This is a genomic window from Edaphocola aurantiacus, assembly GCF_019797745.1.
Classification (GTDB): Bacteria; Bacteroidota; Bacteroidia; order Chitinophagales; family Chitinophagaceae; genus Edaphocola; species Edaphocola aurantiacus.
Map to the genome: position 1 here is coordinate 462825 of NZ_VOSI01000002.1, position 26375 is coordinate 489199.

25 protein-coding genes are annotated in these 26375 nt (G+C 43.0%); 14 read left to right on the plus strand and 11 right to left on the minus strand.

Annotated elements, in window-relative coordinates; all coding sequences use genetic code 11:
* Positions 1–31: 31 nt before the first annotated feature.
* Entirely contained in the window at positions 32–1309 is a 1278-nt protein-coding gene (gene purD, locus FTD44_RS06530) for a phosphoribosylamine--glycine ligase (protein ID WP_246625363.1), read from the minus strand.
* A 123-nt stretch (positions 1310–1432) separates the two neighbouring features.
* A complete protein-coding gene (locus FTD44_RS06535; protein WP_222165704.1) occupies positions 1433–2074 on the minus strand; it encodes a hypothetical protein in 642 nt (213 codons plus the stop codon).
* Between the two features lie 114 nt (positions 2075–2188).
* Between FTD44_RS06535 and FTD44_RS06540 the strand changes: the two genes are divergently transcribed.
* The 4 genes from FTD44_RS06540 (at position 2189) to lolA (ending at position 7487) form a co-directional block, all read left to right on the plus strand.
* Positions 2189–2596 (plus strand): hotdog fold thioesterase, encoded by a 408-nt coding sequence (locus FTD44_RS06540; RefSeq protein ID WP_129020277.1) that lies wholly within the window; start codon positions 2189–2191, stop codon positions 2594–2596.
* A 97-nt stretch (positions 2597–2693) separates the two neighbouring features.
* On the plus strand, positions 2694–4667 hold the full coding sequence (locus FTD44_RS06545) for a T9SS type B sorting domain-containing protein (RefSeq protein ID WP_222165705.1): 1974 nt from the start codon (positions 2694–2696) through the stop codon (positions 4665–4667).
* 154 nt (positions 4668–4821) lie between these two features.
* The gene (gene dxs, locus FTD44_RS06550; RefSeq protein WP_222165706.1) at positions 4822–6756 is read left to right on the plus strand and encodes a 1-deoxy-D-xylulose-5-phosphate synthase; all 1935 of its coding nucleotides are present in this window, start codon (positions 4822–4824) and stop codon (positions 6754–6756) included.
* Between the two features lie 89 nt (positions 6757–6845).
* A complete protein-coding gene (gene lolA, locus FTD44_RS06555; RefSeq protein ID WP_222165707.1) occupies positions 6846–7487 on the plus strand; it encodes an outer membrane lipoprotein chaperone LolA in 642 nt (213 codons plus the stop codon).
* 106 nt (positions 7488–7593) lie between these two features.
* On the opposite strand, the gene FTD44_RS06560 is transcribed toward lolA, so the two are convergent.
* From FTD44_RS06560 to FTD44_RS06580, 5 genes are all read right to left on the minus strand, one after another.
* The gene (locus FTD44_RS06560; RefSeq protein WP_222165708.1) at positions 7594–8001 is read right to left on the minus strand and encodes a hypothetical protein; all 408 of its coding nucleotides are present in this window, start codon (positions 7999–8001) and stop codon (positions 7594–7596) included.
* A 13-nt stretch (positions 8002–8014) separates the two neighbouring features.
* The gene (locus tag FTD44_RS06565; protein ID WP_222165709.1) at positions 8015–9127 is read right to left on the minus strand and encodes a hypothetical protein; all 1113 of its coding nucleotides are present in this window, start codon (positions 9125–9127) and stop codon (positions 8015–8017) included.
* 13 nt (positions 9128–9140) lie between these two features.
* The gene (locus tag FTD44_RS06570; protein ID WP_222165710.1) at positions 9141–10316 is read right to left on the minus strand and encodes a hypothetical protein; all 1176 of its coding nucleotides are present in this window, start codon (positions 10314–10316) and stop codon (positions 9141–9143) included.
* A 4-nt stretch (positions 10317–10320) separates the two neighbouring features.
* Positions 10321–10812, minus strand: a complete 492-nt coding sequence (locus tag FTD44_RS06575) for a hypothetical protein (RefSeq protein WP_222165711.1) — start codon at positions 10810–10812, stop codon at positions 10321–10323.
* Between the two features lie 108 nt (positions 10813–10920).
* Positions 10921–11487 carry a hypothetical protein gene (locus FTD44_RS06580; protein WP_222165712.1) on the minus strand — a complete coding sequence of 189 codons (567 nt, stop codon included), beginning with the start codon at positions 11485–11487 and terminating at the stop codon, positions 10921–10923.
* A 158-nt stretch (positions 11488–11645) separates the two neighbouring features.
* Here FTD44_RS06580 and FTD44_RS06585 point away from each other — a divergent pair, with 158 nt between their 5' ends.
* Positions 11646–14027 (plus strand): TonB-dependent receptor domain-containing protein, encoded by a 2382-nt coding sequence (locus tag FTD44_RS06585; protein ID WP_222165713.1) that lies wholly within the window; start codon positions 11646–11648, stop codon positions 14025–14027.
* A gap of 59 nt (positions 14028–14086) precedes the next feature.
* Here the strand turns inward: FTD44_RS06585 and FTD44_RS06590 are convergent, their stop codons facing one another.
* Both FTD44_RS06590 and FTD44_RS06595 read right to left on the minus strand, forming a co-directional pair.
* Positions 14087–15286, minus strand: a complete 1200-nt coding sequence (locus tag FTD44_RS06590) for an aminotransferase class I/II-fold pyridoxal phosphate-dependent enzyme (protein ID WP_222165714.1) — start codon at positions 15284–15286, stop codon at positions 14087–14089.
* A gap of 52 nt (positions 15287–15338) precedes the next feature.
* A complete protein-coding gene (locus tag FTD44_RS06595; protein ID WP_222165715.1) occupies positions 15339–17054 on the minus strand; it encodes a hypothetical protein in 1716 nt (571 codons plus the stop codon).
* A 145-nt stretch (positions 17055–17199) separates the two neighbouring features.
* On the opposite strand from FTD44_RS06595, the gene FTD44_RS06600 reads away from it, so the two are divergent.
* Entirely contained in the window at positions 17200–18123 is a 924-nt protein-coding gene (locus tag FTD44_RS06600) for an FAD:protein FMN transferase (RefSeq protein WP_222165716.1), read from the plus strand.
* On the opposite strand, the gene FTD44_RS06605 is transcribed toward FTD44_RS06600, so the two are convergent.
* Entirely contained in the window at positions 18098–18526 is a 429-nt protein-coding gene (locus FTD44_RS06605) for a hypothetical protein (protein WP_222165717.1), read from the minus strand. The two genes, FTD44_RS06600 and FTD44_RS06605, sit on opposite strands and share 26 nt — an antisense overlap.
* 90 nt (positions 18527–18616) lie before the next feature.
* Between FTD44_RS06605 and FTD44_RS06610 the strand changes: the two genes are divergently transcribed.
* From FTD44_RS06610 to FTD44_RS06620, 3 genes are all read left to right on the plus strand, one after another.
* A complete protein-coding gene (locus tag FTD44_RS06610; protein ID WP_222165718.1) occupies positions 18617–18841 on the plus strand; it encodes a DUF4266 domain-containing protein in 225 nt (74 codons plus the stop codon).
* A 12-nt stretch (positions 18842–18853) separates the two neighbouring features.
* The gene (locus FTD44_RS06615) at positions 18854–20056 is read left to right on the plus strand and encodes a DUF3570 domain-containing protein (protein WP_222165719.1); all 1203 of its coding nucleotides are present in this window, start codon (positions 18854–18856) and stop codon (positions 20054–20056) included.
* A 64-nt stretch (positions 20057–20120) separates the two neighbouring features.
* Complete coding sequence (locus tag FTD44_RS06620) at positions 20121–20981, plus strand: bifunctional transcriptional activator/DNA repair enzyme AdaA (RefSeq protein WP_222165720.1); 861 nt, start codon at positions 20121–20123, stop codon at positions 20979–20981.
* 565 nt (positions 20982–21546) lie between these two features.
* Here the strand turns inward: FTD44_RS06620 and FTD44_RS06625 are convergent.
* Positions 21547–22341: an SDR family oxidoreductase gene (locus tag FTD44_RS06625; RefSeq protein ID WP_222165721.1), complete on the minus strand. Its 795-nt coding sequence runs from the start codon at positions 22339–22341 to the stop codon at positions 21547–21549.
* Between the two features lie 224 nt (positions 22342–22565).
* Between FTD44_RS06625 and FTD44_RS06630 the strand changes: the two genes are divergently transcribed.
* The 5 genes from FTD44_RS06630 (at position 22566) to FTD44_RS06650 (ending at position 26330) form a co-directional block, all read left to right on the plus strand.
* The gene (locus FTD44_RS06630; protein ID WP_222165722.1) at positions 22566–23189 is read left to right on the plus strand and encodes an alpha-ketoglutarate-dependent dioxygenase AlkB family protein; all 624 of its coding nucleotides are present in this window, start codon (positions 22566–22568) and stop codon (positions 23187–23189) included.
* Between the two features lie 172 nt (positions 23190–23361).
* Positions 23362–23970: a DUF2238 domain-containing protein gene (locus FTD44_RS06635; protein WP_222165723.1), complete on the plus strand. Its 609-nt coding sequence runs from the start codon at positions 23362–23364 to the stop codon at positions 23968–23970.
* 68 nt (positions 23971–24038) lie between these two features.
* Entirely contained in the window at positions 24039–24710 is a 672-nt protein-coding gene (locus FTD44_RS06640) for a hypothetical protein (RefSeq protein ID WP_222165724.1), read from the plus strand.
* Positions 24711–24779: 69 nt separating this feature from the next.
* Positions 24780–25376 (plus strand): Crp/Fnr family transcriptional regulator, encoded by a 597-nt coding sequence (locus FTD44_RS06645; RefSeq protein WP_129020293.1) that lies wholly within the window; start codon positions 24780–24782, stop codon positions 25374–25376.
* A 69-nt stretch (positions 25377–25445) separates the two neighbouring features.
* Positions 25446–26330 carry a pirin family protein gene (locus tag FTD44_RS06650; RefSeq protein ID WP_222165725.1) on the plus strand — a complete coding sequence of 295 codons (885 nt, stop codon included), beginning with the start codon at positions 25446–25448 and terminating at the stop codon, positions 26328–26330.
* The last annotated feature ends 45 nt before the right edge of the window (positions 26331–26375 follow it).

Genomic DNA, 26375 nt, shown 5'->3' on the forward strand with positions numbered 1-26375 from the left:
TGTACTCGTATTTAGGCGGTTATCGATGAGGTTATTTAAACTCATACCCGATATCCTTACGGAAGTTCATGTTCCGGAAAGATATGGATGCAATATTCTCATATGATGTACGCAGTGCGTCCTGTATGTCATTACCATAAGAGGTAACGGCCAGTACACGACCACCATTGCTGACTACTGCACCATCCCTGGTGGTAGTACCTGCATGGAATACTATACTGCTTTTTACCTGGTCCAGGCCACTGATGGCATCACCTTTCTCATACGCTTCCGGGTAGCCACCGGCTACCAGCATTACCGTACAGGCTGCTTCAGCTTTATGTTTTACTTCTGCTTTATCCAGTGTACCGGCTTTCATCTGTCCGATCAGCTCTAACAGGTCATTTTCCAGTCTCGGCATTACAACTTCTGTTTCCGGATCACCCATACGGCAGTTATATTCAATCACAAAAGGATCACCGTTTACATTGATCAGACCGAAGAATACGAATCCGTAATACGGAATTTCTTCTGCAGCCAGACCTTTGATCGTTGGCTCAACCACCTGGTCTACTACTTTTTGCATAAACTCGCCCTGTGCAAACGGCACCGGTGAGATAGCGCCCATACCACCGGTATTGAGGCCTTTGTCTCCCTCACCGATACGCTTATAGTCTTTTGCCTCCGGCAATAACACATAATGTTTACCATCGGTAAAGGCGAAAACAGATAATTCTACACCGGTAAGGAACTGCTCTATAACTACTTTACTACCTGCATCTCCGAATTGTGCTTCTTTGATCATGGCGGTAAAAACTTTTTTCGCTTCTTCTTTATCTTCTGTAATGACTACACCCTTTCCTGCAGCCAGACCATCTGCCTTCAGCACGATAGGTGTACTGTGCTGCTCCAGATAAGCCAGACCTTCGTCAAAATTACCGGCATCAAATGTGGCATATGCTGCGGTAGGAATATTGTGGCGTTGCATAAAGGCTTTAGCAAAATCCTTGCTGCCTTCCAGTGCTGCACCCAGTTTAGACGGGCCTACTACTGTAATATGCTTCAGTTCATCGTCACTTTTGAAAAAATCATAAATACCGTTTACCAAAGGGTCTTCCGAACCCGGGAAGAGTGTATCGATCTGGTTTTCGATACAGAAAGCCTTGATCGCCTCAAAATCATTGATACCCAAAGCAATATTGGTACCATATGCAGCCGTACCCGCATTACCAGGTGCGATAAACAGTTTTTGACAAAGAGGAGACTGACTCATTTTCCAGGATAAGGCAGATTCGCGACCTCCGGATCCCAACAGTAAAATATTCATCATAGAAAATAATGTGATAAAATGTGATTTTACAGCAAATGTACACCCATTTTTCACAAAAAATCGGCACACACCCGGGGGTATATGCCGATTTTATAGCCTGAAATTGTTATTTTATGAATTATTTTAGTAATAATTGGCCTGTATATAATCCGCTTCTCCGCGGGTATTACCAACCACTACAAAGCCTACGCTACCCTTTACAATATACCTGGCTGGTACGGTAAAGGCTTTATAACCATTTACATATCCGATCCAGTTATTACCAGACTGCTCAATCTTAACTTCATTCCAGTTACCGTTACCGTTTACATAACTGGCAGTACGCGGACTCACGATTGTGGTAATATCATTACTACCTCCGTTACCGCCTTCATCATAAAGGGCGAGGTAACCATCTACGCTGATGGTGAAGGAATAACCATATGCGCCGGAAGCAGCATCATAACCAAAGAGTAATCCCATATTATTATCAGAACCGATACGGGTCTGAACCACGAAATTGCGATCGGGATTGAACTGTATATTTTTAGCTACATAAGAAGCTACTCCGTTGGGATCGAGATAATTGAAAGAAAATGTTCCGTTGGATACTACCCCGTAAGCATCATTTACATTATCGGCAAAGTTCCAGTCATTACGGTTATCTACAAACTCATCTACAAATTCATAGGTATTGTCTGGTGGATAAGGATCCACATATTCTTTATAACATCCGCTTAAAAGAAAAGAAGCAGCAATCGTTGTCAGTAATAGTATTTTTTTCATCTCTAACTATTTAGTGCATTTAAGACTGTGCAATTTACGCAGGGTTTAAACAGGCACCTAAATTAATATGATCGGAAAATGTTTAGATTTGTACCCAACAAAAATTAAATGGTTATGAGCCCGGAGCAAGCTAAAGACATTTTAATGAAGAAAGATGGCTTTTCACAATGGATGGACCTGGATATCGAAAAGGTAGATCACGGATACAGCAAACTGCATTATACCATAAGACCAGAAATGCTGAACGGATTCGGCACGGTGCATGGAGGGGTATTATTTTCTGCTTCAGACTCAGCACTGGCATTTGCCTGCAACAGCCATGGCATACTGAGTGTGGCTATGGAAGTGTCTATTTCTTATACCCGTCCGGCTTTTGAAGGACAGCGACTGACGGTAGAGGCACAGGAGATCAATCTGGGTAAGACGACTGCCCTGTATGATATCAAGACCTATAATGAGGAAGGTAAACTTATCTGTGTTTTTAAAGGTACTGTTTACCGCACCGGCAAGCCAGTTGAATAGGTCCCAATATGAACTTATGGTTAAATAGGATCAACATATTATCTTATAGTATATAATAAGGGTAATTTGCGCTCGCATTTTAAAAATATGCGTTCGTATGAAACTAATTTACAAAGTATTATTTGCTATAGTAAGTATTGCTTTTGCTTATAACAGCTATGCGCAGACCACGGTGATAGATCCTCATGCAGACGGAGGATTTGAACTGGGCACTACCTTTGCAGCCAATGGCTGGACCCTGGTCAATAATTCCGGCAATGACGGGAATAACTGGTTTATCGGGAACAGTACCTTGTCTAATGCAGGCAGTACTTTTGCGCCTACCAACAGCCGCATCGCTTACATTTCTCAATCGAATAATGGTAGTAGCTGGAGTTATAATATCAATGAATACTCTACTACCCATTTCTATAAAAATGTTACGTTTCCGGCCGGACAAACGATTATTAACCTGAAGTTCCGCTGGAATGCTAAGGGAGAAGGGACGAGTTCGCAGGCATATGATGTACTGTATGTATACCTCTGCCCGACTACCCTTACGCCGGTAACCAACTCTCCTTATGGTACTTCCAATAACCCTGCATCCTGGACCGGAACCGGTACGGCGACTTTGCTGGGTGCATTTCACTCCTGTACGAATCCATCGGGCACTACAGCAAACCTGACGCTACCGGCCAATCTTGCCGGTACCAGCCGCAGACTGGTATTTACCTGGAAAAATGGTAATACACTGGGTATACAACCCCCGGCAGCTATTGACAGTATTGCGCTGACGACCGATTGTCCTAAATCTACAGTTACGATCAATAACCTTACGGCTCCATGCTCCAACCAGATAAACCTGAGTACTACGGTTATCAATAATGTGGCCGGAGGAACGTACCAATGGTATCGTAATGGTAACCTGATACCGGGTGCCGTTACTCCTTCTTACAATTCCAATACTTTACTGAACGGAGACCTGGTGCAGGTGGTATATAGTACAAACAATGCCTGTGGGTATAAGGATACTGCAGATCTCACCATACACTACAATACCTCCGGACAAAAAACAGAAAGCCTGAGCCTCTGCGCCCTGCAACTGCCTTATGTATGGCGTGGTATTACCATTCCGGTTACTGCAGTGAGCAATCCGAACTATACCAGTGTAACCATACCACAGGGAAGTGGATGTGATAGTGTGATTACGCTTAATCTAACGATAAGCCCTTCTCCTTCTAAGACTGAGGTGATCAGTACCTGCCGTAACCTGCTGCCTGGTACTGTATGGAGGGGCAAACAGCTTCCTTCCAATGCAGTGAGCAACGCCCGGTTCGATTCTGTATATGTAAGCAATGTGCATGGTTGTGACAGTATCATTTTCCTCGACCTGCGCATTACAGACAGTGCCCAGGTGATCAGCCAGAATTTAAGAGACTGTAAACGCATCACCTTCCAGGGTAAAACATATACTAACAGTACGATAGTGAGGGATACGCTCTTAAATATGAGCGGTTGCGATAGTATTTATCATGTAACCAACCTGATCATTGATCATTTTACGGTAAGCCTGAGCAGCGATATTCCGAATCCTAATATCGGGGAATCGATCAATCTGCAGACTGCCTCCAGCGATGTGAACTACCAGGTTATCGGCTGGTCTCCGGCAGAACTGTTTCCGGACCAGCAGGCCTACAGCCAGGGTATACCGGCACCGGAGCAGGCAACAGTTAAGGTTATTGCTAAAAATGATATCGGCTGTACAGACACAGCTGTGCTGGTCATCGCCGGTACCGATTTCTCTACCGACTTTATGATGCCGAATGCGTTCACTCCGAACAGTGATGGTAAGAATGATATATTTGAACCTAAGTTCCGCATGAAGCGTAATTATAATGTCGTTACTTTCGAAATCTTCAACCGCTGGGGCAATAAAGTATTCGGCAGTTACAATGCCGGAGACAAAAGCGGTTGGGATGGTTATGTGAACGGGAAAAGAGCCGCTGCCGATGTATATTTCTACTATATTGTAGTGTACTTCAGTGATGGCAGCAAAGTGGTGAAGAAAGGTGATGTTACACTGATGTATTAATTTAAACCATATTTCACTTAAAAAGGGCCGGATATCCGACCCTTTTTAAGTATAGACACACCGCTAAAACAAATCATAAAATTTGTCAATATTATGTTTACGCTGTCATTACAATGTATATTTTCCTATTTTTGCATAGCATAAAAAATACATAATGGAAGAAATTGCAGCAGGCCCTTTACTCAGCACCATAGAATACCCTTCTGATCTTCAGAAGCTGGACAAACTCCAACTGCAACAAGTATGTAACGAACTCAGACAATTTATCATTGACTGTGTGAGTGTAAACGGGGGCCATTTCGGCGCCAGCCTTGGCGTTGTGGAGCTTACCGTAGCTTTACATTATGTGTTAAGGGCTCCTTACGATAAACTGGTATGGGATGTAGGCCATCAGGCTTACGGACATAAAATCCTGACCGGCAGAAGAAAGGTTTTCCACACAAACCGTAAATTTAAAGGCATCAGCGGGTTTCCGAATATCGGCGAAAGTGAATATGATGCGTTTGGCGTAGGCCACTCTTCTACGTCTATTTCTGCTGCCCTGGGTATGGCCATTGCGTCTAAACTGAAGGGAGAAACGGACCGCAGGCATGTTGCCGTGATCGGTGACGGTGCTATGACGGCCGGACTGCCTTTTGAGGCACTGAACCATGCAGGTGTGGCTAATGCCAATATCCTGGTTATCCTGAACGATAATAATATGAGTATTGATGCGAATGTTGGGGCACTGAAAGAGTACCTTACCGACATCACTACTTCTAAAACATACAATAAACTCCGCGATGATTTCTGGCACTTGCTGGGCAAATTGCCGGCGGCGAACTTCCAGAGAAGTATGGCTTCTAAGATTGAAGCCAGCCTGAAAGGGGTAGTATCTAAAGCCAGTAACCTGTTTGAGGCACTGGGCTTCCGCTATTTCGGACCGGTAGATGGCCACAATGTGGTTAAACTGGCCGATCAGCTGAAAGATATCGTAGACCTGCCTGGCCCGAAACTGTTACACATCAAAACGGTTAAGGGTAAAGGTTATGACCTGGCGGAAAAAGATCAGACCCTGTGGCATGCCCCGGGATTGTTTGATAAAGTGACCGGTCAGATCAATACTAAAGTTTTTAATACTCCTCAGCCTCCGAAATACCAGGACGTATTCGGTAAGACCATTATTGAGCTGGCAGAACAAAACCCTAAGATTATGGGTATTACACCTGCTATGCCATCGGGTTGTTCGCTGAAATATATGATGGCTGAGATGCCCGATCGTGCACTGGACGTAGGTATTGCCGAGCAGCATGCCGTTACGGTAAGTGCCGGACTGGCCACACAGGGAATGAAGGTGTTCTGTAACATTTACAGCTCATTTATGCAACGTGCTTATGATATGGTGGTTCATGATGTAGCGATCCAGGATCTTCCGGTGATCTTCTGCCTGGACCGTGCCGGAGTAGTAGGTGATGATGGTGCCACGCACCACGGCGCTTATGATGTTGCCTATATGCGCTGTATTCCCAATATGATCGTTAGCTCCCCGATGAATGAATCAGAGCTGCGTAACCTTATGTACACAGCACAACTGGATGAAAATACGCATCCGTTCGTGATCCGCTACCCACGCGGACAAGGTGTATTGCCGGAGTGGCAGACACCGATGGAAAAAATCACTGTCGGTACCGGCCGCAAGATCAAAGACGGTAGTGAAATGGCGATTATCACCCTGGGGCACTGCGGTAACTTCGCAGTTGAGGCTTGTAAAGAGCTGACTACACTGGGTATTGATGCGGCGCATTATGATCTGCGCTTCGTAAAACCACTGGATGAGGCAATGCTGCATGAGATCGGTAAGCGTTTCAGCAAAATCATTACGGTAGAAGATGGCTGTATCCGTGGCGGTATGGGCAGTGCTGTACTCGAATTCTTCAATGAACATAACTATAAACCATCTGTTACGATCCTGGGTATCCCTGATGAAATCGTAGAGCATGGTAAGCCGGAAGAACTGCATCATTTATGCGGTTATGACAAGGAGGCCATTGTTGCTGCAGCCAAAAACTTCAGTTCCGTAGTAGCCGAAACCGTGAGCATTGGAGTTTAATTAACAGCATTTCACATAAGCTTGGCTTTTAATACATTAAACGCTGCTTTATTTTTACATTCTAAATCAACAACAAAAAGACAAAATATATGAAAAAAGTATTTGCATTAATCCTGGCCGTGTTAACCCTGAGCACCTCTGCAACTTTTGCACAGGATGCCAAAGCTAAGGCCGTGCTGGATAAGCTTAGTACGAAAATCAAAGGGATGTCCAGCCTTAAAGCCAGCTTCTCCTTTGTTGCTAAAGATGCAAAGGGTAAGGTACAGCTGAACCAGAAAGGTACCATCATGATGAAAGGTGAGAAATACCATGTGACCGTTCCTAACCAGGAAATGATCTCTGATGGTAAAACCATGTGGACCTACATGAAAAGTAATAAAGAAGTGCAGGTAGCTAACTACAATCCTGCAGAAATGACAATGTCTCCGGCCAAATTATTTTCCGGAAGCTATGCAAAGGATTTTAATTATACCTACGCAGGTCAGCAAACAGTTAATGGTAAAGTAGTAGATATCGTTTACCTGACGCCTAAAGCAGCTAAAACTTTTAAAAGTGTAACAATCCTGATCGATCAGACCGGTATGGTTATGAGCGGCAGCGTTGAAGAGAAAAACGGTAACTACTATACTTATTCTCTTTCCGGTGTTCAGGCTAATGGCGCAAGCGCTGATGCTTTATACACATTCAATGCAAAGGCTTATCCTGGTGTTGAAGTAATCGATTTACGATAGTATTTTTCTCATCATTTATATTAAAAATAGCCACTCTATCCGGGTGGCTATTTTGTTTTGTAGCAGATAATTTATTCTGCTTTTAAATACATCAGGAATACCTGCCCTATTGAAAAATATTCACTACTTGTGCAGGGTCATAAACCTGAACTCCCGTAACAACGCCATCCTGCGTTTTTATCGTACACACATTACCCATATGAAATTTCAGGCGTCCAAGGTTGCCCGAAGGGTCAATGAGTACGTTTGGATGGGTATAGTTATGGTTATCACGGGGCTTTGGCAGGATGAAAATATAATGATCCGGGGGAGACTTGGCTTTATCAAAAATATATTTTAAACAGCCGGAGCACGCCTGATCAGCAACTAATACATAGGTGCTGTTATCCTTTGCAATATCCTTATTAAATTGCTTTTGAAGATATCGTTCCAACAGAAGAGTGTCTTTGTCCTTATGCTTGCAGGAATAAATACACAGCAGGCTAACTATTGCCAGAATAGCTTTTTTTATCATAATGTCAGGTTGATTACAGCTGGAAAGCAGTTACTAAAATTGTTTTGCGGGTATCGTCTGTTGAGAGCAGGTATACCTTTCCGTTAAAAACAAATGATTTTATGGGGTTGCAATGCTTAGGCAGCTCATAGGCTGTTTGTTCAAATTGTTTTTTGTCTATATTGAAAATCACAATCCTCTTTTCTCTTGATAAAAGATCATTTATCATGCCGCTTTGCTCATCATAATACTGGTCTGCTCCAATAACCTGAAACAAAAGAATTTTCTGCTTATACTTGAGCAACTTGCCGTTTGCACTGTGTGTAGCAAAATATGCAGATGATTCCGTCTTGCTTTGCACACAGGCTTCAGGTGCTGATGCTGCTGCCACGGAGAACTGTTTAGGAATCTTAAAATACTCTTTTTTGCCTCCGCTAATCAGCGCTATGGAATCGCAGTACTGAACAGTGTAGGCAACGATGTCTTCGCCCAAGCTGCAGAAAACAGGATACAGGTCGTTGTAATAAAACTTCCTATACCGCTCCGGAAAAGTGATATCCTCCAGTGGCTGTGTTTCTATCAGCACTTTTCCTTCTTTGATGATTCCCCTATGTACAATTTTACTGCTGAAATACTGAGTTCGTCCTGTAACTTCCCCTATATTGAGTTTCGGAATGCAATAGATCAGAAAGCTGCCATTAATGTCAATCTTAAATTCAGAAATTGCGGAATGATAAGCGTCGCCATTTGAAGTACTAAATGAATACTGTTTAGGATTTATCCCGAAGTCCCCATCTGGGAAAATTTTCAATAGATTCTCATACAACATATGGTACTTCCCTTTATAAAAGGTGAAAGCAATTAGCCCATCAGTAACTCTTTCGGGTAAGGTATCTATACCGAGCAAGTGGGTTGCAGTATCGATCTTATAAAGCAAAGAAGCATTCCTGTCCAGCAGTAACAGCAAAGAATCCCTTCCGTTGGCAGCAGGTATCTTGCTCATATAAATTCTGAAGATGCTTTCTGCCTTGATCTTTAAGGTATCGGTAAATTGCAGTTTATGTTGTACTATCTTATTAACGGGAGCATTACGGCAGGAGTAAATACACAGCAGGCTAACTACGGCCAGGCTAGCTTTTTTTATCATGATATAAGGTTGGTTACAGTTCGACAGCGGTTACTAAAATTGTTTTGCGGGTATCGTCTGTAGAGAGCAGGTATACCATTCCGTTAAAAATACAGGATTTCACAGGGGCACAATTTGCCGGCAGCTCATAGGCTGTTTGCTCAAACTGCTTTTTGTCCATATCAAAGACGAGCATCCGTTTTTTTTGCGACAGATAATCATTGAGCATACCGGTTTGCTCATCATAATACCGGTCTACTCGTATGGTCTGAAACAAGAGAATCTTTTGCTTGTATTGAAGTAATTTGCAGTTGGCACTGTGTGTTGCAGCATACGCATCTAATTCCGTCCTGCTTTGTACATACTCTGCCGGTATTGGTTTTGCAATAACGGAGAACTGCTCGGGAATCTTAAAGTACTCTTTTTTGCCTCCGCTAATCAGCACTATGGAATCGCAGTAATGGTATGTGTAGGCAATACTATCTCCAAAGCTGCAGAAAACAGGATACAGGTCATTATAATATGATTTTTTATAATACTCAGGAAAAGTTATACCGCCTATTGGCTTTGTCTCTATCTGTGCTTTACCTTTTTCGATTATTACTCCTTTGTGTACCACTTTACTACTAAAATATCGTTCCCTTCCTGCAGCGTCGATTAAATTATTGATCTTTGGCATACAAAAAATCAAAAAACTTTGATCCTTGTCAATCTTAAATTCAGAGATAATGGATTGGTAGGCATATACATCGCCGTTCTTAAATGTGTAAACATTGGGTTTTGCATTGAAGTCAGCAGACATAAACATCTTCAATGTATCTTCATATTCTACACAATACTTTCCTTTAAAATAAGTGAATGCTTTCAGATCCTCCGTAACCTTTTCAGGCAAGGTATCTACAGCGAGCAATTGATTGGAGGCATCAATCTTATAAAGCAAAGAAGCATTTCTATCCAACAGCAGCAGTAAAGAATCCCTTCCGTTAGCAGCAGGTATCTTGCTTACATAAATTCTGAAGATATTTTCTGCCCTGATCTTTAAGGTATCAGTAGACTGCAGTTTATGTTGTGCTATCTTATTAACGGGAGCATCATGGCAGGAAAAAAAAGTGACAGACAGTACAAAAATAAGGTAAACCCCTACAGAAAATTGTAGAGGTTTGCCTGCTTGTTTATTAAGGTTTCTATTATCCTTTAACCAAAAAGACATAAGCTTAGTTTGATTTGGTTACAGGGATAACGAGTTTGATCGCAGCAGGATCTGATGGATCGAAAACGCCTAAAAATAAAGCATTCTCCTTGTTTTCGTTGATGCGGAGTTTGAGCTTAAGCTCTCCGGAAAGTACTTTCTGGAACATGTCCTCGCCAATAAGCTTACGGAAGTCTTCATTATGATTGTCAGTGCCCTCAGAAATGGTAGTGGAGCACTCCCTCCATGCTTCGTATTCGCCTTTTTTTGACTTCCAATAGGCATCCCATAACATATCCCAGAAGCTTGGCGTACAAACCACCTCATCAAAACAGTCATTACCACCATTTAAACAATCTTCTGCATCTTTGTCCCAATGCCTGGTAGCTACCTGACCCTGTATGGTCATGAGGTTAATGTTTGGAGTCTTGCTCCGGGCCGGGTTTTTTGCCTCATCTTTTTGACAGGCGGTCAGGCTCATCCCTATGGCGGGTATAAGCACCAGTAATTTTTTCATTTTGTACGGTTTTAGATGTTAATAATAAAACCGAAATACGTCAATGAGATTGAATTACGATGTTAACCAATTCCTAAATATATAAACAAATAATATTAATTAAAATAATTATTTAACAGTCAGAGACTTTTCCTTCTTAAAAAGATAATATACTTTTTCATTGTCATTATCGATGCGCCGCATAACCAATGAATCTGCGCTTATATACTCAACTATAAAGCGGGTAATATCACCTTCTTTACCAATACGTGCAGGATCATACACGATGACGCTGTCCTGCCGTTCGGTGTACCAGTAAGATGTGTCTCTGGAATCGGGCAAAATATTAATAACCCGGTTACGATCGGTCATGATCATGGCATACTTTCCCACTATTGAGGCTTTATACTCCTCAAACTCTTCCTTCATCATATCGTATTTATACTTTTTCAGGTAGTTTTTATACGACTCTACACTGCTGTACTGGCGGTGATCCGGTACCTCTTCTATATACTCTATTTCATTAAGGAATGTTTTCCATTCCTCACATTCGCGATAGTAATCCGGCGACAATGTAATATCCTTTAGCAGCCAGGTTCCGGTGATATTTTTGCGGATATAACTTTGCTGTACCAGAGCAGATGCCCCGGCGGTAAGCAACAATAAAAGTGCTGAGATGTATAATTTCCGATACATAATATATTAATAAAATATAAGCAAATTGCACTGATCGTGACAATTTTAAGACATAAATATGTAAAATATTCCTAAAATAATATATAAATCACAGAAAAACAGCATTTATTGAATAATTTCGGGCTCCTTTTTACACTACTATATTAACAGTAATTTCCATGAAATCTCTATATACGATCGTCAGCCTTATGTGTATAAGTCCGATGGTGTCTCTGGCACAATCAGCATCGCTGCACATTACGGGTAAGGTATTTGACGAAACCAAGGCTCCGGCATCTTATGCCGATATCCGCTTATACCGTTCTGCCGATTCTTCTTTTGTATCCGGTGTGCCTTCTGCAGAGGATGGCAGCTTCGAAATGAAGGCAGAAAACGGAAAATACTATGCTACGGTTTCTCTTTTCGGTCTGTCCAGCAAAATAGTTCCTATCAGCAAGCAAACGGGCGAGGTTGATCTCGGTTCTGTATACCTGAAAGCAACTGCTGTAGGCCTTAAAGAAGTTACGGTAACTGCAGATCAGAACCAGATGTCGCTCAAGATTGATAAAAGGGTATTTAATGTGGCCTCAGATCTGAACAACCAGGGCGCAAATGCTACCGAGGTGTTGCAGAATATTCCTTCTATTACTGTAGATGCTGAAGGCAATGTAAGTCTGCGGGGTAGCCAGAATGTGCGTATCCTTATTGACGGCAAGCTTTCAGGTTTTGCGTCTTCGGCAGATGCGCTGCAGCAACTGCAATCCGATATGATCGATAAGATCGAAGTGATCACCAATGCCTCTGCACGATATGATGCACAGGGCGAATCGGGTATCATCAATATTATCCTGAAAAAGAATCAGAAAGCGGGTTTTAACGGTTCGGTGACCCTGAGAACGGGTTACTACCCCGATCATGGTGTTGGTATTAATGCCAATTACCGTACGGGGAAATTCAACTTCTTCGGCTCCTATACCTTGAGTCGCAGAGAACATCCCGGCACCAGCTATACCGATCAGCGGGTGCAGAATGCCGATACAGGTTTTGCCTACCACCAGGATTACCGACATGAACGCAAAAAATGGGGTAATAATGGTTCTTTTGGCTTTGATTATATGATCAATGATAAAAATACCCTCAGCGTCACCGCATCTGTACGTTCTGGTTTGGGCAATAATGTGTATTACCGGACGTATGAAAACTATGATCTGAATAATACCTTACTGAGTACGGATCAGCGGGATGAAACAGCCCGCGAAATGGAAGACCTGTTTGAAGGTAGCATTGCCTACACCCGAAAGTTCAACAAACCGGGTATGGAATGGAAAACGGAAGTGAAAGGTTTCCGTGACCAGGACTATGAGCGTTCCAATTATACCGAAACCTCTACCCGCTACAGCGAAACAGAATTGGAATATTCCAAGGCTTATGTAACGGAACAGAACTTATTAATACAATCCGATCTTACGATTCCTTTTGCTAAAGATGGTAAAGTAGAACTGGGTGGCCGTAGTCAGAACCGTTATTTTCTAAACGAATTCCGCTTTGGCGAAATGAATGCAGGCAACTGGGAAACGCCACAGGCATTCAACGATAATTTTGATTATGTGGAAAAGGTACATGCAGGCTATGTAATGGCATCTAATACTTTCGGAAAGCTGGGTATGCAGGCCGGCATCAGAGGAGAATATTCTGATGTCCGTACCAGACAACAGTCGCAGAGCCAGTGGAACAAAAAGGAGTATATGAACTGGTTTCCGAGTGCAGCCATTTCATACCAGTACAGCAAGCAGAAAACATTCCAGCTGAGCTACAGCCGCCGCATTAATCGTCCGGGTCAGTGGGATCTGATGCCGTTTATGAAATTCGGCGATAACCGTGAAATGCGTGTGGGTAATCCTAACCTTAATCCGGAGTACACCGATGCCCTGGAGTTCAGCTTTATGCAGAACTGGGAAAAAGGTTCCCTGCTATCATCTGTATACTACCGCAAAACCACCGATAAGATTGAGCGCATGGCATCCTATGGCAGTGACGGTATTATATACCGCATACCTTTGAATGTTGCAGACAGAAATGCTTACGGACTGGAACTGAATGGTAATTACACTCTGAGCAGTTGGGCACGCGTGACCAGTGGCTTCAACTTCTTTAAAGAGGTAGTATTCGGTACCTACCAGAACGAACATTTTGAGGTGAATAACTTTAGCTGGACAAACCGGACTTCCTTTAACTTTACTCTGCCTCAACGTTGGAGAATACAGGTATCCGGTAACTATGAAGCGCCTAAGGTAAATCCGCAAGGTCGCTCTCTGGCAGTGTATTTTGCCGATTTCGGTATGACAAAAGACATACTCCGCAGCAAAGCTACTATCGGACTTAATGTGAATGATGTATTCAATACCCGTAAGTGGCGCAGCATTACAGAAACTGCTGAGATCTACTCTGAGAGCATGTTCCAGTGGCGCCCGAGAAGTATAAGACTGGTGTTTAATTATCGCTTCAACCAGCAACCTAAAGATCATTCCAAAATGGATGATATGATGGACGGAGAAGCTTAAGTATAAAAAGAAAGAGGAAATGCGATGTGCATTTCCTCTTTCTTTTTATACGCTATTTCTTACAGTACGCCTACTTCCTGCATGCAGGTTTTCATCATCTGGTACGTACGTTCGATATCATTATCCAAACCTATGGAGAAGCGGATCAGACCATCACTCAGGCCCATTTCTGCCTGCTCTTCTGCCGGGATTTCGCTCGAAGTAGAAGAACCCGGAGCACTGAATAGTGTTTTATAAAAACCAAGGCTCACCGCCAGGTAACCGATATTGCGGTGCTGCATCAGTTCCATCAGCTCATTCGCTTTATCCAGGCTGCCAACATCAATGGTCATCATCCCACCAAAGCCGTATTCTGCATTGTACATTTTCTTGTATAGTTCATGTCCGCTATGACTTGGTAGTCCGTTATACACAACTTTCAGGCCATCCTGTTCAAAACGCTCTGCCAGGAACAAAGCATTACGGCTGTGCTGCTGAATACGGATGTGCAGGGTGCGTAGGTTTTTCAGAATACTGGCCGAACGGTAGCTGTCCATGGTTGGTCCCAGTAGCATTGCTGCGCCATCATTTACATTTCTCAGATCATCGATGAATTGCTGTGTACCACATACCACACCACCAACGGTATCACTGCTGCCGTTGATAAACTTGGTCAGGCTGTGAATGACTACATCTGCACCTAAAGATACCGGCGCAATAGCCAGTGGAGAGAAGGTGTTATCCACCACCAGTTTTAAGTTATGTTTTTTAGCCAATGCTGCCATGCCGGCAATATCGGTAATCTCCATAAGGGGATTGCTCACCGTTTCGCAATACAGCACTTTGGTCTGCGGGGTAATGGCTTTTTCAACAATATCCAGTTTGGTGCTATCCACAAAAGTGGTGTGTATATTCAGCTTTGGCAGAAAATTTTTCATGAAAGCATAAGTACCTCCGTAGATGGTCCTGCTTGATACAATATGGTCACCTGCACCACACAGTTGTAATAAGGTCGCGGTAATGGCGCCCATACCGGAGGCGGTTACATTAGCGGCCTCGGTGTTTTCCATAGCGGCCAGGGCCTGGCCCAGGTATAAGTTGCTTGGAGAGGAATGTCTTGAATACAGGTAACAACCTTCTGCATTGCCTTCAAAAGTGTCGAACATCTTTTTGGCTGAAAGAAAGGTATACGTAGAAGAATCTGAAATAGACGGGTTGACTCCTCCGAATTCACCGAAATACTGTAAATCCTGAATTTTGTCTGCGGGATTAAAGCTCATAATACCAACTGAATTTTGATTAACGTTTTAATAGATTTGTTTATCTTTTTGACTAATAAATATCATATATCCTTCTGCTGATATTCCATCTCAGACCGGCATACAGAAATAAATTGTTTCCGGAAGAAATACCACCACTGTTTTTACGGAAATAATTACCTCCTGCTTCAACATAAATGTTGGGACGTATTTCGTACGCTGCATTCAGATTTCCGAATATTCCTTTTTCTACAATGCCGCTAAACATCGGGTAGCTGTCCCCCGCCATACGCTGATCTGATAATCCGTATATGCCGTTTCCGATCTGCGCGCTATCCGCCCCTCTTTTAGATACAATGGCACGCGCTGTAATATTAAGTCTTGGTACCGGCTGGTATCTGAGCTGGACAATCAGTTCAGCATAATTATTCCCCATAGGATGTGCCAGAGGCTGATTGTAATGGGTAAAGCTGGTTATGCTGTCTTCCTGCGCCATATAGGTGAACGGACGGATGATATTAAACTCGGCCTGTGCATCCAGGTTAGGCACTCCGGCCACATTGAAATATTTTACACCCAGTTGGGCTGCATACTGGTTCTTCCAGGAGGCACTACCCAGGGCCGACCAGTCGGCACGATCTATGTATAACTGTCCGTATAGTTGCAGACCACTTAAAGGCAAAACCTTGAACTGTAATCCCCACGCATTATTATTAACCGTATTGCCTATGCCCATTTGTTTCGCCAGGCTCTGATAACCAATTACGGGTACAATCATTTCTACCGGCACCCCTGTCTGTTTCGCAAACACTGTGCTTTCGAAAATACCCACATTCAACCAATGGTTGGGTGTATAATTCAATTGGTGAATACTAGCATACTTCCGCGGTAACAATCCATCTCCACTTAAGAGCACTGTATTATTTGACACCAGTTCTGTATACAGGTTTTCATATGAAAAGTCTCCCCACTGGCTGCGCAAACGCAGGAAGGTAGCAGGTGCAGTTGAATTGGATATGACCAGGCTCCTGATCCCGTAACCGATCTGGTTACGGTCGTAGCCAAAGGTGAGTCCGACATGATCTCTCCACAAAGCAAAATCAATATAGCCTCTTGCCAGGAAGAAATCATAATTATTACCATTCTTTACACTGTAATGCTCTCCGGGAAACTGTCCCCTGTGGCGGGTTGCCCACTCATCTATGTACGCAGGAACCTTTTCCTGATTATCGGCCAGCATGGTATAAAAGCCTACCCTGTCTGCTATACGGCCGCGCACTTCTACCCCTCTTGTATTGATAGAACGGAAACCGCCGTCTTTTTCATAACCGCCCTGCAGATATAAAACAGGGTTTACCACCATGAAGAAGTCATCTTTATCAATATGCAGCAGATCCGGTTGTTTTTTATAAAAATAACGGAGGACCGGACGCCTAGATTCTATGGCTCCGCCCTCTCCTGAAGAATTGGTATACCATTCTCCGCTGATGGAAATAGCCCTGCCTATATTATAGGCATCTATATCATTAACGACAAGGCCACGTGTGCGGCTCGCGCGCTGCACTTCGGCAAGGAAGTCGACTACATCTTTCCGCGAATAGGGTTTAGAAGCAGTATTGAAAGCAGAGATAAGGTAGCCAGAACGGGTTTCCAGCCGGTCTACCAGATCATACTCTTCAGATCCATAATTGATATAGGTATTCTGTGCGGCAACAGGTATTGCTGTAGCGCACAGTCCGAGCAACATTGCGGCTGCACGTAAGGTGTATGTAGTTTTTAGTAAGGCCATAGTATCGATTTGAAACACTGAAGCGACACACAAAAGTATCTAAAATATATGGAATGTCATCGGGTCTGCTCATACATGCGAATACAGCACTTTATTTTACAAAAAGACAAACTCCATTCTGGAGATATACCCTATTTTTGAACAGATGAAGGTGTATACCAGAGTAGAAAAACTGATGGGTTCTGTTTTTACCCTTGGCATTGCAGCAGCCTCCGATAGTCAGGCTGCCCAACTGCTGGATATGGGCATTGCAGAAATCAGGCGTATTGAAGATATACTTTCTGAGTTTAAGCCTGATTCAGAAACCAGTCTGATCAACAGATCTGTGCCAGGTAAGCCTGTAACCGTTTCTGCAGAATGCTTTGCCATCATCAAACGATCGCTGGATATGGCGAAACTTACCAAAGGTGACTTTGATATTACTGTAGGTCCTTTAAAAAAATTATACCGTTTTAAGAATACTGCTTTTGCAATGCCTACCCCCGAGGAGATAAGGAGCACTTTACAAACGATCGGACATACAAAGATCCTTACAGATGAAGCTGCACAGACTGTTGGTTTTATCGCAGAAGGAATGCAGATCAGTTTTGCAGCAATCGGAAAGGGATATGCTGCAGACCGGGTAAAGATGCTGTGGAAAAATGCAGGTGTAATATCGGGATATATCAATGCCAGTGGAGATCTTTGTGCTTTTGGCCACAAGCCGGACGGTCAACCCTGGACTGTAGGTATTGCAAACCCCGATAATCCTGCAGAGATATTATTATACATACCGCTGAAAGATGCGGCTGTAGCTACCTCCGGCGATTATGAACAGCATTTTATACATGATGGTAGACGATACAGTCATAATATTGATCCGCATAGTGGTCTGCCCATATCCGGCATTAAAAGTGTAAGCGTCTTTTCTCCTGCAGCAGAATTGTCTGATGCCCTGGCTACGGCCGTTTATGTAAAGGGTATATCTAAAGGAATGGATTTTATTAATCAATTACCCCATACCCATTGCCTCATCATTGATGAATATAATACCATTCATACTTCTACCGAGCTGAATCTTTCCATATAATCTTTTCCCAACTTTCAATATAAAATACCGGAGCTGTAGCCTGATAGCGAAGGGTATCATAGCCAATCAGCTTACCCTTCACCCTGTAACCATAAGTACTGGATTCAAATAGCCAGGAGCTATTGTCTGAAAGATCGTCCGGAAACATGCCGGTAATGATGATATCCCGACGCAGCGTATCTCCGAAAAGAGAAACTAGATCTTTAGGCACAAGTGCATATCCGCTATCAATAAAGGCATCAAAACAATCTGTGCAATCCTCAAGATTCACATTGATCACAAAAGAAGGTTCGTCTTTTCGCTGGACATGCCATTGCTCCCAGGTAGGATTCTTGGTATACTGATAAGTACAGCCACTGATCATCAGCATTACAGCCAGAAGTAATTTTAGTCTATGTCTCATCAGGATATAATATTACTAAGTTTTACCCGGTAATTCATTTGCATTACCTAATTTAGATAACCTGTAGGATAATTGTATTTTATTTATTTTATGAAGAGTATATATACCACATATACAATACTGGGGCTATCAATTTTGTTGCTGTTTGCTTCCTGTAAAACGGTAAAGCCTTATGAGCGGCAATTTGTCAACGATACAGAAATGCAGATGGGCGATGATGCCGGGAACCGTTTTAATCACTATGTACACTCGATTCGTGAAGGTGCTGTTCCGGCCAATGGCCCGAAAGGCAGCGGGGGCTGCGGTTGTAACTAATCTTATTGCAACATGAACAAACAATTAATCGTGCTGGGTAGTATTGCATTATGCAGCCATAATCTTAGTGCACAGGATACAAAGGAGCAAGATACTGTTGATCAGAGTGATATTGAACTGGTGTATAACCATTACATCCAGGATGGCAATCACTCTGCGGTAACAGGTGGTACCGGTACGGAAGCCCTCACAGTGTATGGTCCTTCTGTTAATATTAAACGCAGCCGGAAAAATAATATCCTCACTTTTAATGTGGGTACGGATATCATTAGTTCTGCCTCTACGGATAATATTGATTTTGTAAAATCTTCGGCCTCTTATACAGATATTCATGGTTATACGTACGGTGTGCTGGAACATAAGTTCCGCAATGGTTTTAACCTGTATGGCGGTATGGGTTTTTCTATAGAGAGCGACTACTTCTCTTACAGCGGCCGGCTGGGATTTTCGAAAGAGGATGTAAAAAAACAGCGTAGTTATTTCGCAGAAATACAGGCCTTCAATGATGATCTGCGCTGGGGCCGTATCAATGAAAATTATTATAAAGCGGTAAAACTGATTTACCCGGAAGAGCTGCGCTACCGGGAATGGTATGACGGATATAAACGATATTCTTACAATTTCAAAGCAGGCTTTACCCAGATTGTGGATAAGCGCAATGTAATTGGCATCTACCCGGAACTGATCTGGCAACAGGGCCTGTTATCCACACCATTTCACCGGGTATATTTTACCAACGGACAGGTCATGGTGGAGCAGCTACCGGAGCAAAGGCTGAAGGCCAGCCTGGGACTGAAATGGAATCGCTTTACCGGTGGCAGAACCGTATTAAAACAAAGCATTAATGCGTATACAGACAATTTTGGTATTCACGCACTGGCACTGGAACAGGAGACGGCCATAAAACTGAACCGGGTACTGACGATACTACCCAATGCCCGCTTTTATACCCAGAGTACTTCTGATTATTTTAAACCATATAAGCAGCACGATATTTCGGATCAGCATTATACCTCCGATTATGATTATTCGCGTTTCTATAGTTACAGCGTGGGCATGGGTTTCCGCTATAATCCTTTCAAAACACTGAACAGGCATTTCCTGTTTAAAGGAATGACCCTGCGGTATAATTATTATCAGCGCAGCGATGGTTTATGGTCACATATACTTTCGGCTTCGTTTCAGTCGGTTTTTACACGCAATACCAAAAAGTAAATACCGCAATTTCCGGATTGTGCAAGCCGGCTTATTTTCAGAATTTTGTACTAAATATTTAACGATGCAAACTTCTTCTGACCATACCCAATCAAGCCTGGACTTTGAGCGTATCGCAGCTGCAATACGCTTTATCAATGCACACTTCCAGGAACAACCCGACCTGGAAACCATTGCAGAGCAAGTGCATATGAGTCCTTTTCACTTTCAGCGCATGTTCACGGAATGGGCAGGCATCAGCCCTAAAAAATTCCTGCAGTACATCAGCCTCAATTATGCCAAGTCCTTATTGAAAGAAGATCCTGCACAGAGTCTTCTGGATGTAAGTTTTGCTACAGGACTATCCAGCAGCAGCAGGCTGCATGATCTGTTCATAAAAATTGAGGGCATGAGTCCGGCGGTGTATAAGTCAGGGGGTAACCAATTGCATATTGAATTTGATTTTTATCCCACACCTTTCGGACAGGTGATTATTGCCAATACCGATATTGGCATTTGCTACATGGCCTTTGAAGAAAACTGGGAAAAGGCTATGAGTAAACTGCAGGCCTATTTTCCACATGCAACACTAGTCATGAAAAAAAATACTGTGCAGCAAAGCGCATTATCGGTTTTTACATCAGATACTGTTCCGGAAACGCCGATACACCTGCATTTGAAAGGAACCGCATTTCAGCTCAAGGTCTGGGAGGCCTTATTAAAAATCCCGATGGGCACTGTAAGCACTTATGGAAAGCTGGCGCAAAACATTGATCAACCCAAGGCTGCACGTGCCGTGGGCACAGCCATTGGCTCAAATCCTGTTGCCTTCCTGATACCCTGCCATCGGGTAATACAGTCCAGTGGCCACTTCGGCGGTTATATGTGGGACCCGGTACGCAAAACAGCGCTCATTGGCTGGGAGCAGGCACAGGTGCATCAATAAAATGTAAAGTAAAAAGTAAAAATTGAATATACGCTTTCAGCAAGCATACATAATTTTTCATTTGCTATTATGGTTTTGGATACCTTTTGCCTTGATGCAAAAGGTATCGCCAAAAAATCAAGGCTGTATAAATCCCTGGCTAAAAATCAATGTGCCGGCCGGTCGCAAACCAGACTCGCTGCGCTCAGACAGTGGTTTCCGACTTTATCGACCGAGCCAATGATTTTATTAACGCCGGATTTATAAGGCCTTTCGAGCGATCTGTTCTGTATGGATCGCTTATTGTTTTCATCACAGCGATAGCCATTTTGGAGTGGAGCTGCGATCGTTGAGCACCGAACGCATCACACGTTAAGCTCAGACGATCAATGCACGCAACGGTACAAAATGGCGGTGCTCCACAATCGCCTTGATGAAAACAAAGGCATTTTTGGTCCTTTTGTTGCCGGACAAAAGGACGAATAAAATAAGTTGACTAAATGCGGATAGTCAAGATAAATACATAAACGAATAAGCCCGCCGATGTGGCGGGCTTATTCGTTTATGTATTTATCCTGAATTTTATCTAAACATTCCCGTAAGCATTAGATTGGCCACCATCAATGGCAATCACCTGTCCGCTTACATATGAAGCATCATCACTCAGCAGAAAAACGACTACTTTAGCCACCTCTTCAGGCAGGCCCAGTCTTTTGGTCGGATTCGCTTTTGCATATTCTTTCTCCGCAGATTTCGGATCTGCTGCATTGACCTGTTTGAAGGCTTCTGCTACCATTGGTGTCAATATAGCACCCGGTGCAATAGCATTTGTGGTAATACCAAACTGACCATATTCCAGTGCCGCATTTTTAGTCATACCGGCTACCGCATGCTTGGTCGCTACATATGGGGTCTGGTTCATGACACCGCGTATACCGCCTACAGAAGCGACATTCACGATTCTGCCATAATTTTTTTCTTTCATTACCGGTATAATGTATTTCATACCGTAATACACACCCATCAGGTTAATATCTATTACTTTTTTAAACACGCCCAGGTCATAATCCGTCATAGGCGCCTGGCGCCCTTCTATACCAGCATTATTGTAAAAACCATCTATAGTACCATAGATTGCTACGGTCTTATCTACATATTCTTTCACCTTAGCTTCATCTGATACATCTGCTACTACGCTCAGTATCTGTACCTCATTTCCAGCTTCTTTTCTGATCTCTTCTTCTGCTGCTGTTAATGCATCTGCATTATAATCTACTAATGTCAACTTTGCCCCTTCTTTTGCGGCTACGATAGCGGTCGCCAAACCTAAGCCCATACCGGCTCCGGTAATGACGATCACTTTGTCTGCTAATTTTTTCATCTGGAAAAATTTATTGAATTTAAAAATGCGGTGGAGGCTTTTTTAGATAGCCAAAGTTACCCATAAGCCAAACCGAAGACCCGGTTTTAACGTTAAGGCTTGTTTAAGATAATCCTTATATTTTCACAAATACTTGTACGTACATCTATTTTATTATACCGCAAGTTCCGGATTGTGACAGCCGATACAATACCGTATTTTTGTGCTGCATTATTGTCGATATTATGAGCCAGCTCAACCTCTTTAGTTCTTCTGCCGATCAGCCGATCAACCTGCTTCCTTACGAGGGTTGTGTATTATATTATGGTCCGGTTATGTCTGCAAATGAGGCCGATCGTTTTTACGAATTGCTGATGCAGACGGTGGACTGGAAAAATGATGAAGCAATCATTTTCGGTAAGAAGATTATGACCAAAAGGAAGGCAGCCTGGTACGGAGATCATTCGTTCTCTTACACCTACTCACAGGTAACCAAAACGGCATTACCCTGGAATGACCCGCTGCTGGAGTTGAAAGCAATGGTGGAAAAGATACTTGGCGTGACATTCAACTCCTGCCTGCTGAATCTATATCATGATGGTCAGGAAGGTATGGCATGGCATAGTGATGATGAGCGGGAACTGCAGAAAAACGGCACCATAGCCTCGCTCAGTTTCGGAGCAGTACGCAAATTTGCATTTAAACATAAACAGACCAAAGAAACGGTAGCACTGGATCTGGCGCATGGCAGCCTGCTGGTGATGAAGGATATCACACAGACCTATTGGCTACATCGCTTGCCTCCTACAACAAAGGTATCCGCACCCCGGATTAACCTTACCTTCCGGATCATGAATCATCCCGGTTAAAAAATTTACCTGTTTTATATATACATTTTTATTGATTCCCCGTTATTACCTATATCCTTTTCCCGAACCGGGAGGAGAATGCTGTTTTCTTCCAGACCACGAAACAGGTGCTGATCGAAATACGGTATAATATACCCGATAGTACACCAGGTCATTGAAAACTGCATGGAACATGAAGAAATACTATCTTTTACTGATTATTTTCGTGCTCGGAATTGTTATTTCGGGTATACAACCACATGATTACTTTACCTGGTTCCTGGAAGTTTTTCCTGCGCTGCTGGGTGCTATGGTACTTATTGCTACATTTGAAAAATTCCGTTTTACTTACTGCGTTTATGTACTGATATTACTGCATGCCCTGGTATTATTTATCGGCGGCCATTACACCTATGCTGAGGTTCCGCTCTTTGATACCATCAAAGAAGCATTGGGACAGGAGCGTAATAACTATGATAAAGTAGGGCATTTTATGCAGGGCTTTGTACCGGCTGCTATTATACGCGAACTGCTGATCCGCCGTAATGTAATCAATATCAAATCCTGGATACCTTACGTCGTCTTATGTATATGTATTACCATCAGCGTTTGTTATGAATTCCTCGAATGGGCTATTGCTATCTTCACCGGCAGCGCTGCTGAAGATTTCCTGGGCACACAGGGTTATGTATGGGATACCCAATCTGATATGCTGTATGCCAGTATAGGGGCGATTACATTCCTGCTTATTTTCCACAGATGGCATGACCGCAGGATGATACGGGAGTTTGATAAGGCATAAATGGTATAGACTGGCAAAAGCTTGTCTGCACACCTCAAAGACTGTATATTGCTGCATAATGTATTTTTATGCAGCCTTTCTTTTATAAACTGATTGTACCTGAAAACAGCGATATGGATATGCTGCGCCGGGAGATAAAAAATGGTGCGCGGTTTGTGATTTATGCCTATAACATTTCGCTGCTTGGTATCATGCTGCACCGGATATCTCCTGCCATTTTTGTACCTGCAGGAAATAAAGAAAAAACACTTCGAACAAAATATAATCTCCTTTGCAGCCTGTTTGGCTGGTGGTCCATACCGGGACTTACCAAAACGATAGCCAACATCCGTTGCAATAATAAAGGTGGAGTTGATGTTACGGAAGATGTGATGCTGAATCTTTCGGAAGCTGATCTTCATAACGGCCTGGTTAACCTGCAGGAAACGCATATGTTATACGCAGAACCTGATCGCGACGATCTTAAGGCTTTCAAAAAAGTATTTCAGCACTATCATTCTACTCATCCGAATATCAAAGAATGTATCGTTGGCTTGTGCCTCACAATTGAGCCTGAAGAGGCACATAAAGCACTTGCAGTCGGATTGGTTGTCAACGGGTCTTTCGATCATAACATAGATTCTATTGAACTTGACTTATACAAACAGTTCTTTCGTCATGTTGCTTTTGAATTTGTTGATCTGACTGAATCTTCTGAAAATGCTGTTTTCCTGCGAAAGCAGGGAACACAAATTTTTTAAGCCTGTTCAAATATTTGTTGCAGCATTCTGCTTAGCTTTACAGCAGTATACTTATTCCTCTTTTTTGATATGAACAGTTCTAACCTGAAAACTTTTTTGACTTCTAATGTAGATATGGATGAACAGATCATCCGGGAGCATATCGAAAATCTGAAAAAGATACAGGTTAAGAAGGGTAATTTTCTGCTGCGCCAGGGTGATGTCTGTAAACATTCCTTCTTCGTGGAAGAAGGACTTTTAAAGTATTATTCTATTGATGAAAAAGGTAAACAACATATCCTTCAGTTTGCACCGGAAGGTTGGTTTGTAGTAGACCGTGAAAGTGCTTTTTTCAACCAGCCCTCACAGTATTTCATTGAGGCACTGGAAGATAGTGTAGTGACTATGATTGATGTGGATATGTTTGCATCCTTGTCATTACACAATCAGTCTTTTGCTTTATTCAACAATAAACTGCTGCATAATCATATACGTCATCTGCAAAACCGCATTAATCTTTTATTGAGTGCTACTGCAGAGGAGCGTTACCTCGATTTCATACGCATATATCCTGATCTGCTGCTACGGGTGCCACAGACATTGGTGGCTTCTTACCTGGGTATTACCCCGGAGAGCCTGAGCCGTGTACGTAAAGACCTGGCTACCAAAAAGCATCAAAAGCAGTAATTACCATACATCAATGGATACCGCACCGGCCGTGTTGTAATTTTGTATTACAAAAAATAAATAATTATTATGGCTATAAAAAACGTTGTATCTGTAATGGCACCACCGGACCCTCATTTCGTAGGCGACGGCTTCAGGGTGCATAATTTTATACCACAGGGTAGCCGCACGGGCATGTACCGTATGGATCCCTTTATCATGCTGGACTACAACTCGGCGCACTATTTTGAACCCAGCGCTACGCCACGTGGCGTAGGTGTGCATCCGCACCGCGGCTTTGAAACGGTTACGATTGCGTACAAAGGCAGTGTAGCCCATCACGACAGTTCCGGTGGTGGTGGTGTGATCAGGGAAGGAGATGTACAATGGATGACAGCAGCTTCCGGCGTATTGCATAAAGAGTATCATGAAGAGCAGTTCAGCAAAGAAGGCGGCTGGTTCCAGATGGTACAATTATGGGTAAACCTGCCGGCTAAGGATAAAATGTCTGCACCTAAATACCAGTCCATTACCAAAGATCAGATTCCAAGAGTACCCCTGCCCGATGGGAATGGTGAGGTAGCTGTGATCGCCGGATCATATATGGATAGCAAAGGTGCAGCCGATACCTTTACTCCGGTACATTTGTATAATACCTTCCTTCATAAAGGTGGTCGTGCCGATTTCAGTTTTCCGGTCAGTTATAATACAGCACTCCTCGTTGTGGAGGGAAGTATTGTAGTTAATGATGCGGAAACGGTAGCTACGGATCATTTTGTACTGTTCGGAAATGCGGGTGAAGACTTTCATATAACGGCTAGCGAAGATGCTGTAGTGCTGATCATGAGCGGCGAACCGATCAAGGAGAATATTGTGGCACATGGACCATTTGTGATGAATAATCAGCAGGAAATATTACAGGCATTTGATGATTACAACCAGGGCAAATTTGGCTACCTGGAAGATCAGGTATAATATCAGGGGAATAAACAGGACAGTTAACTATTTAATAATATAAAA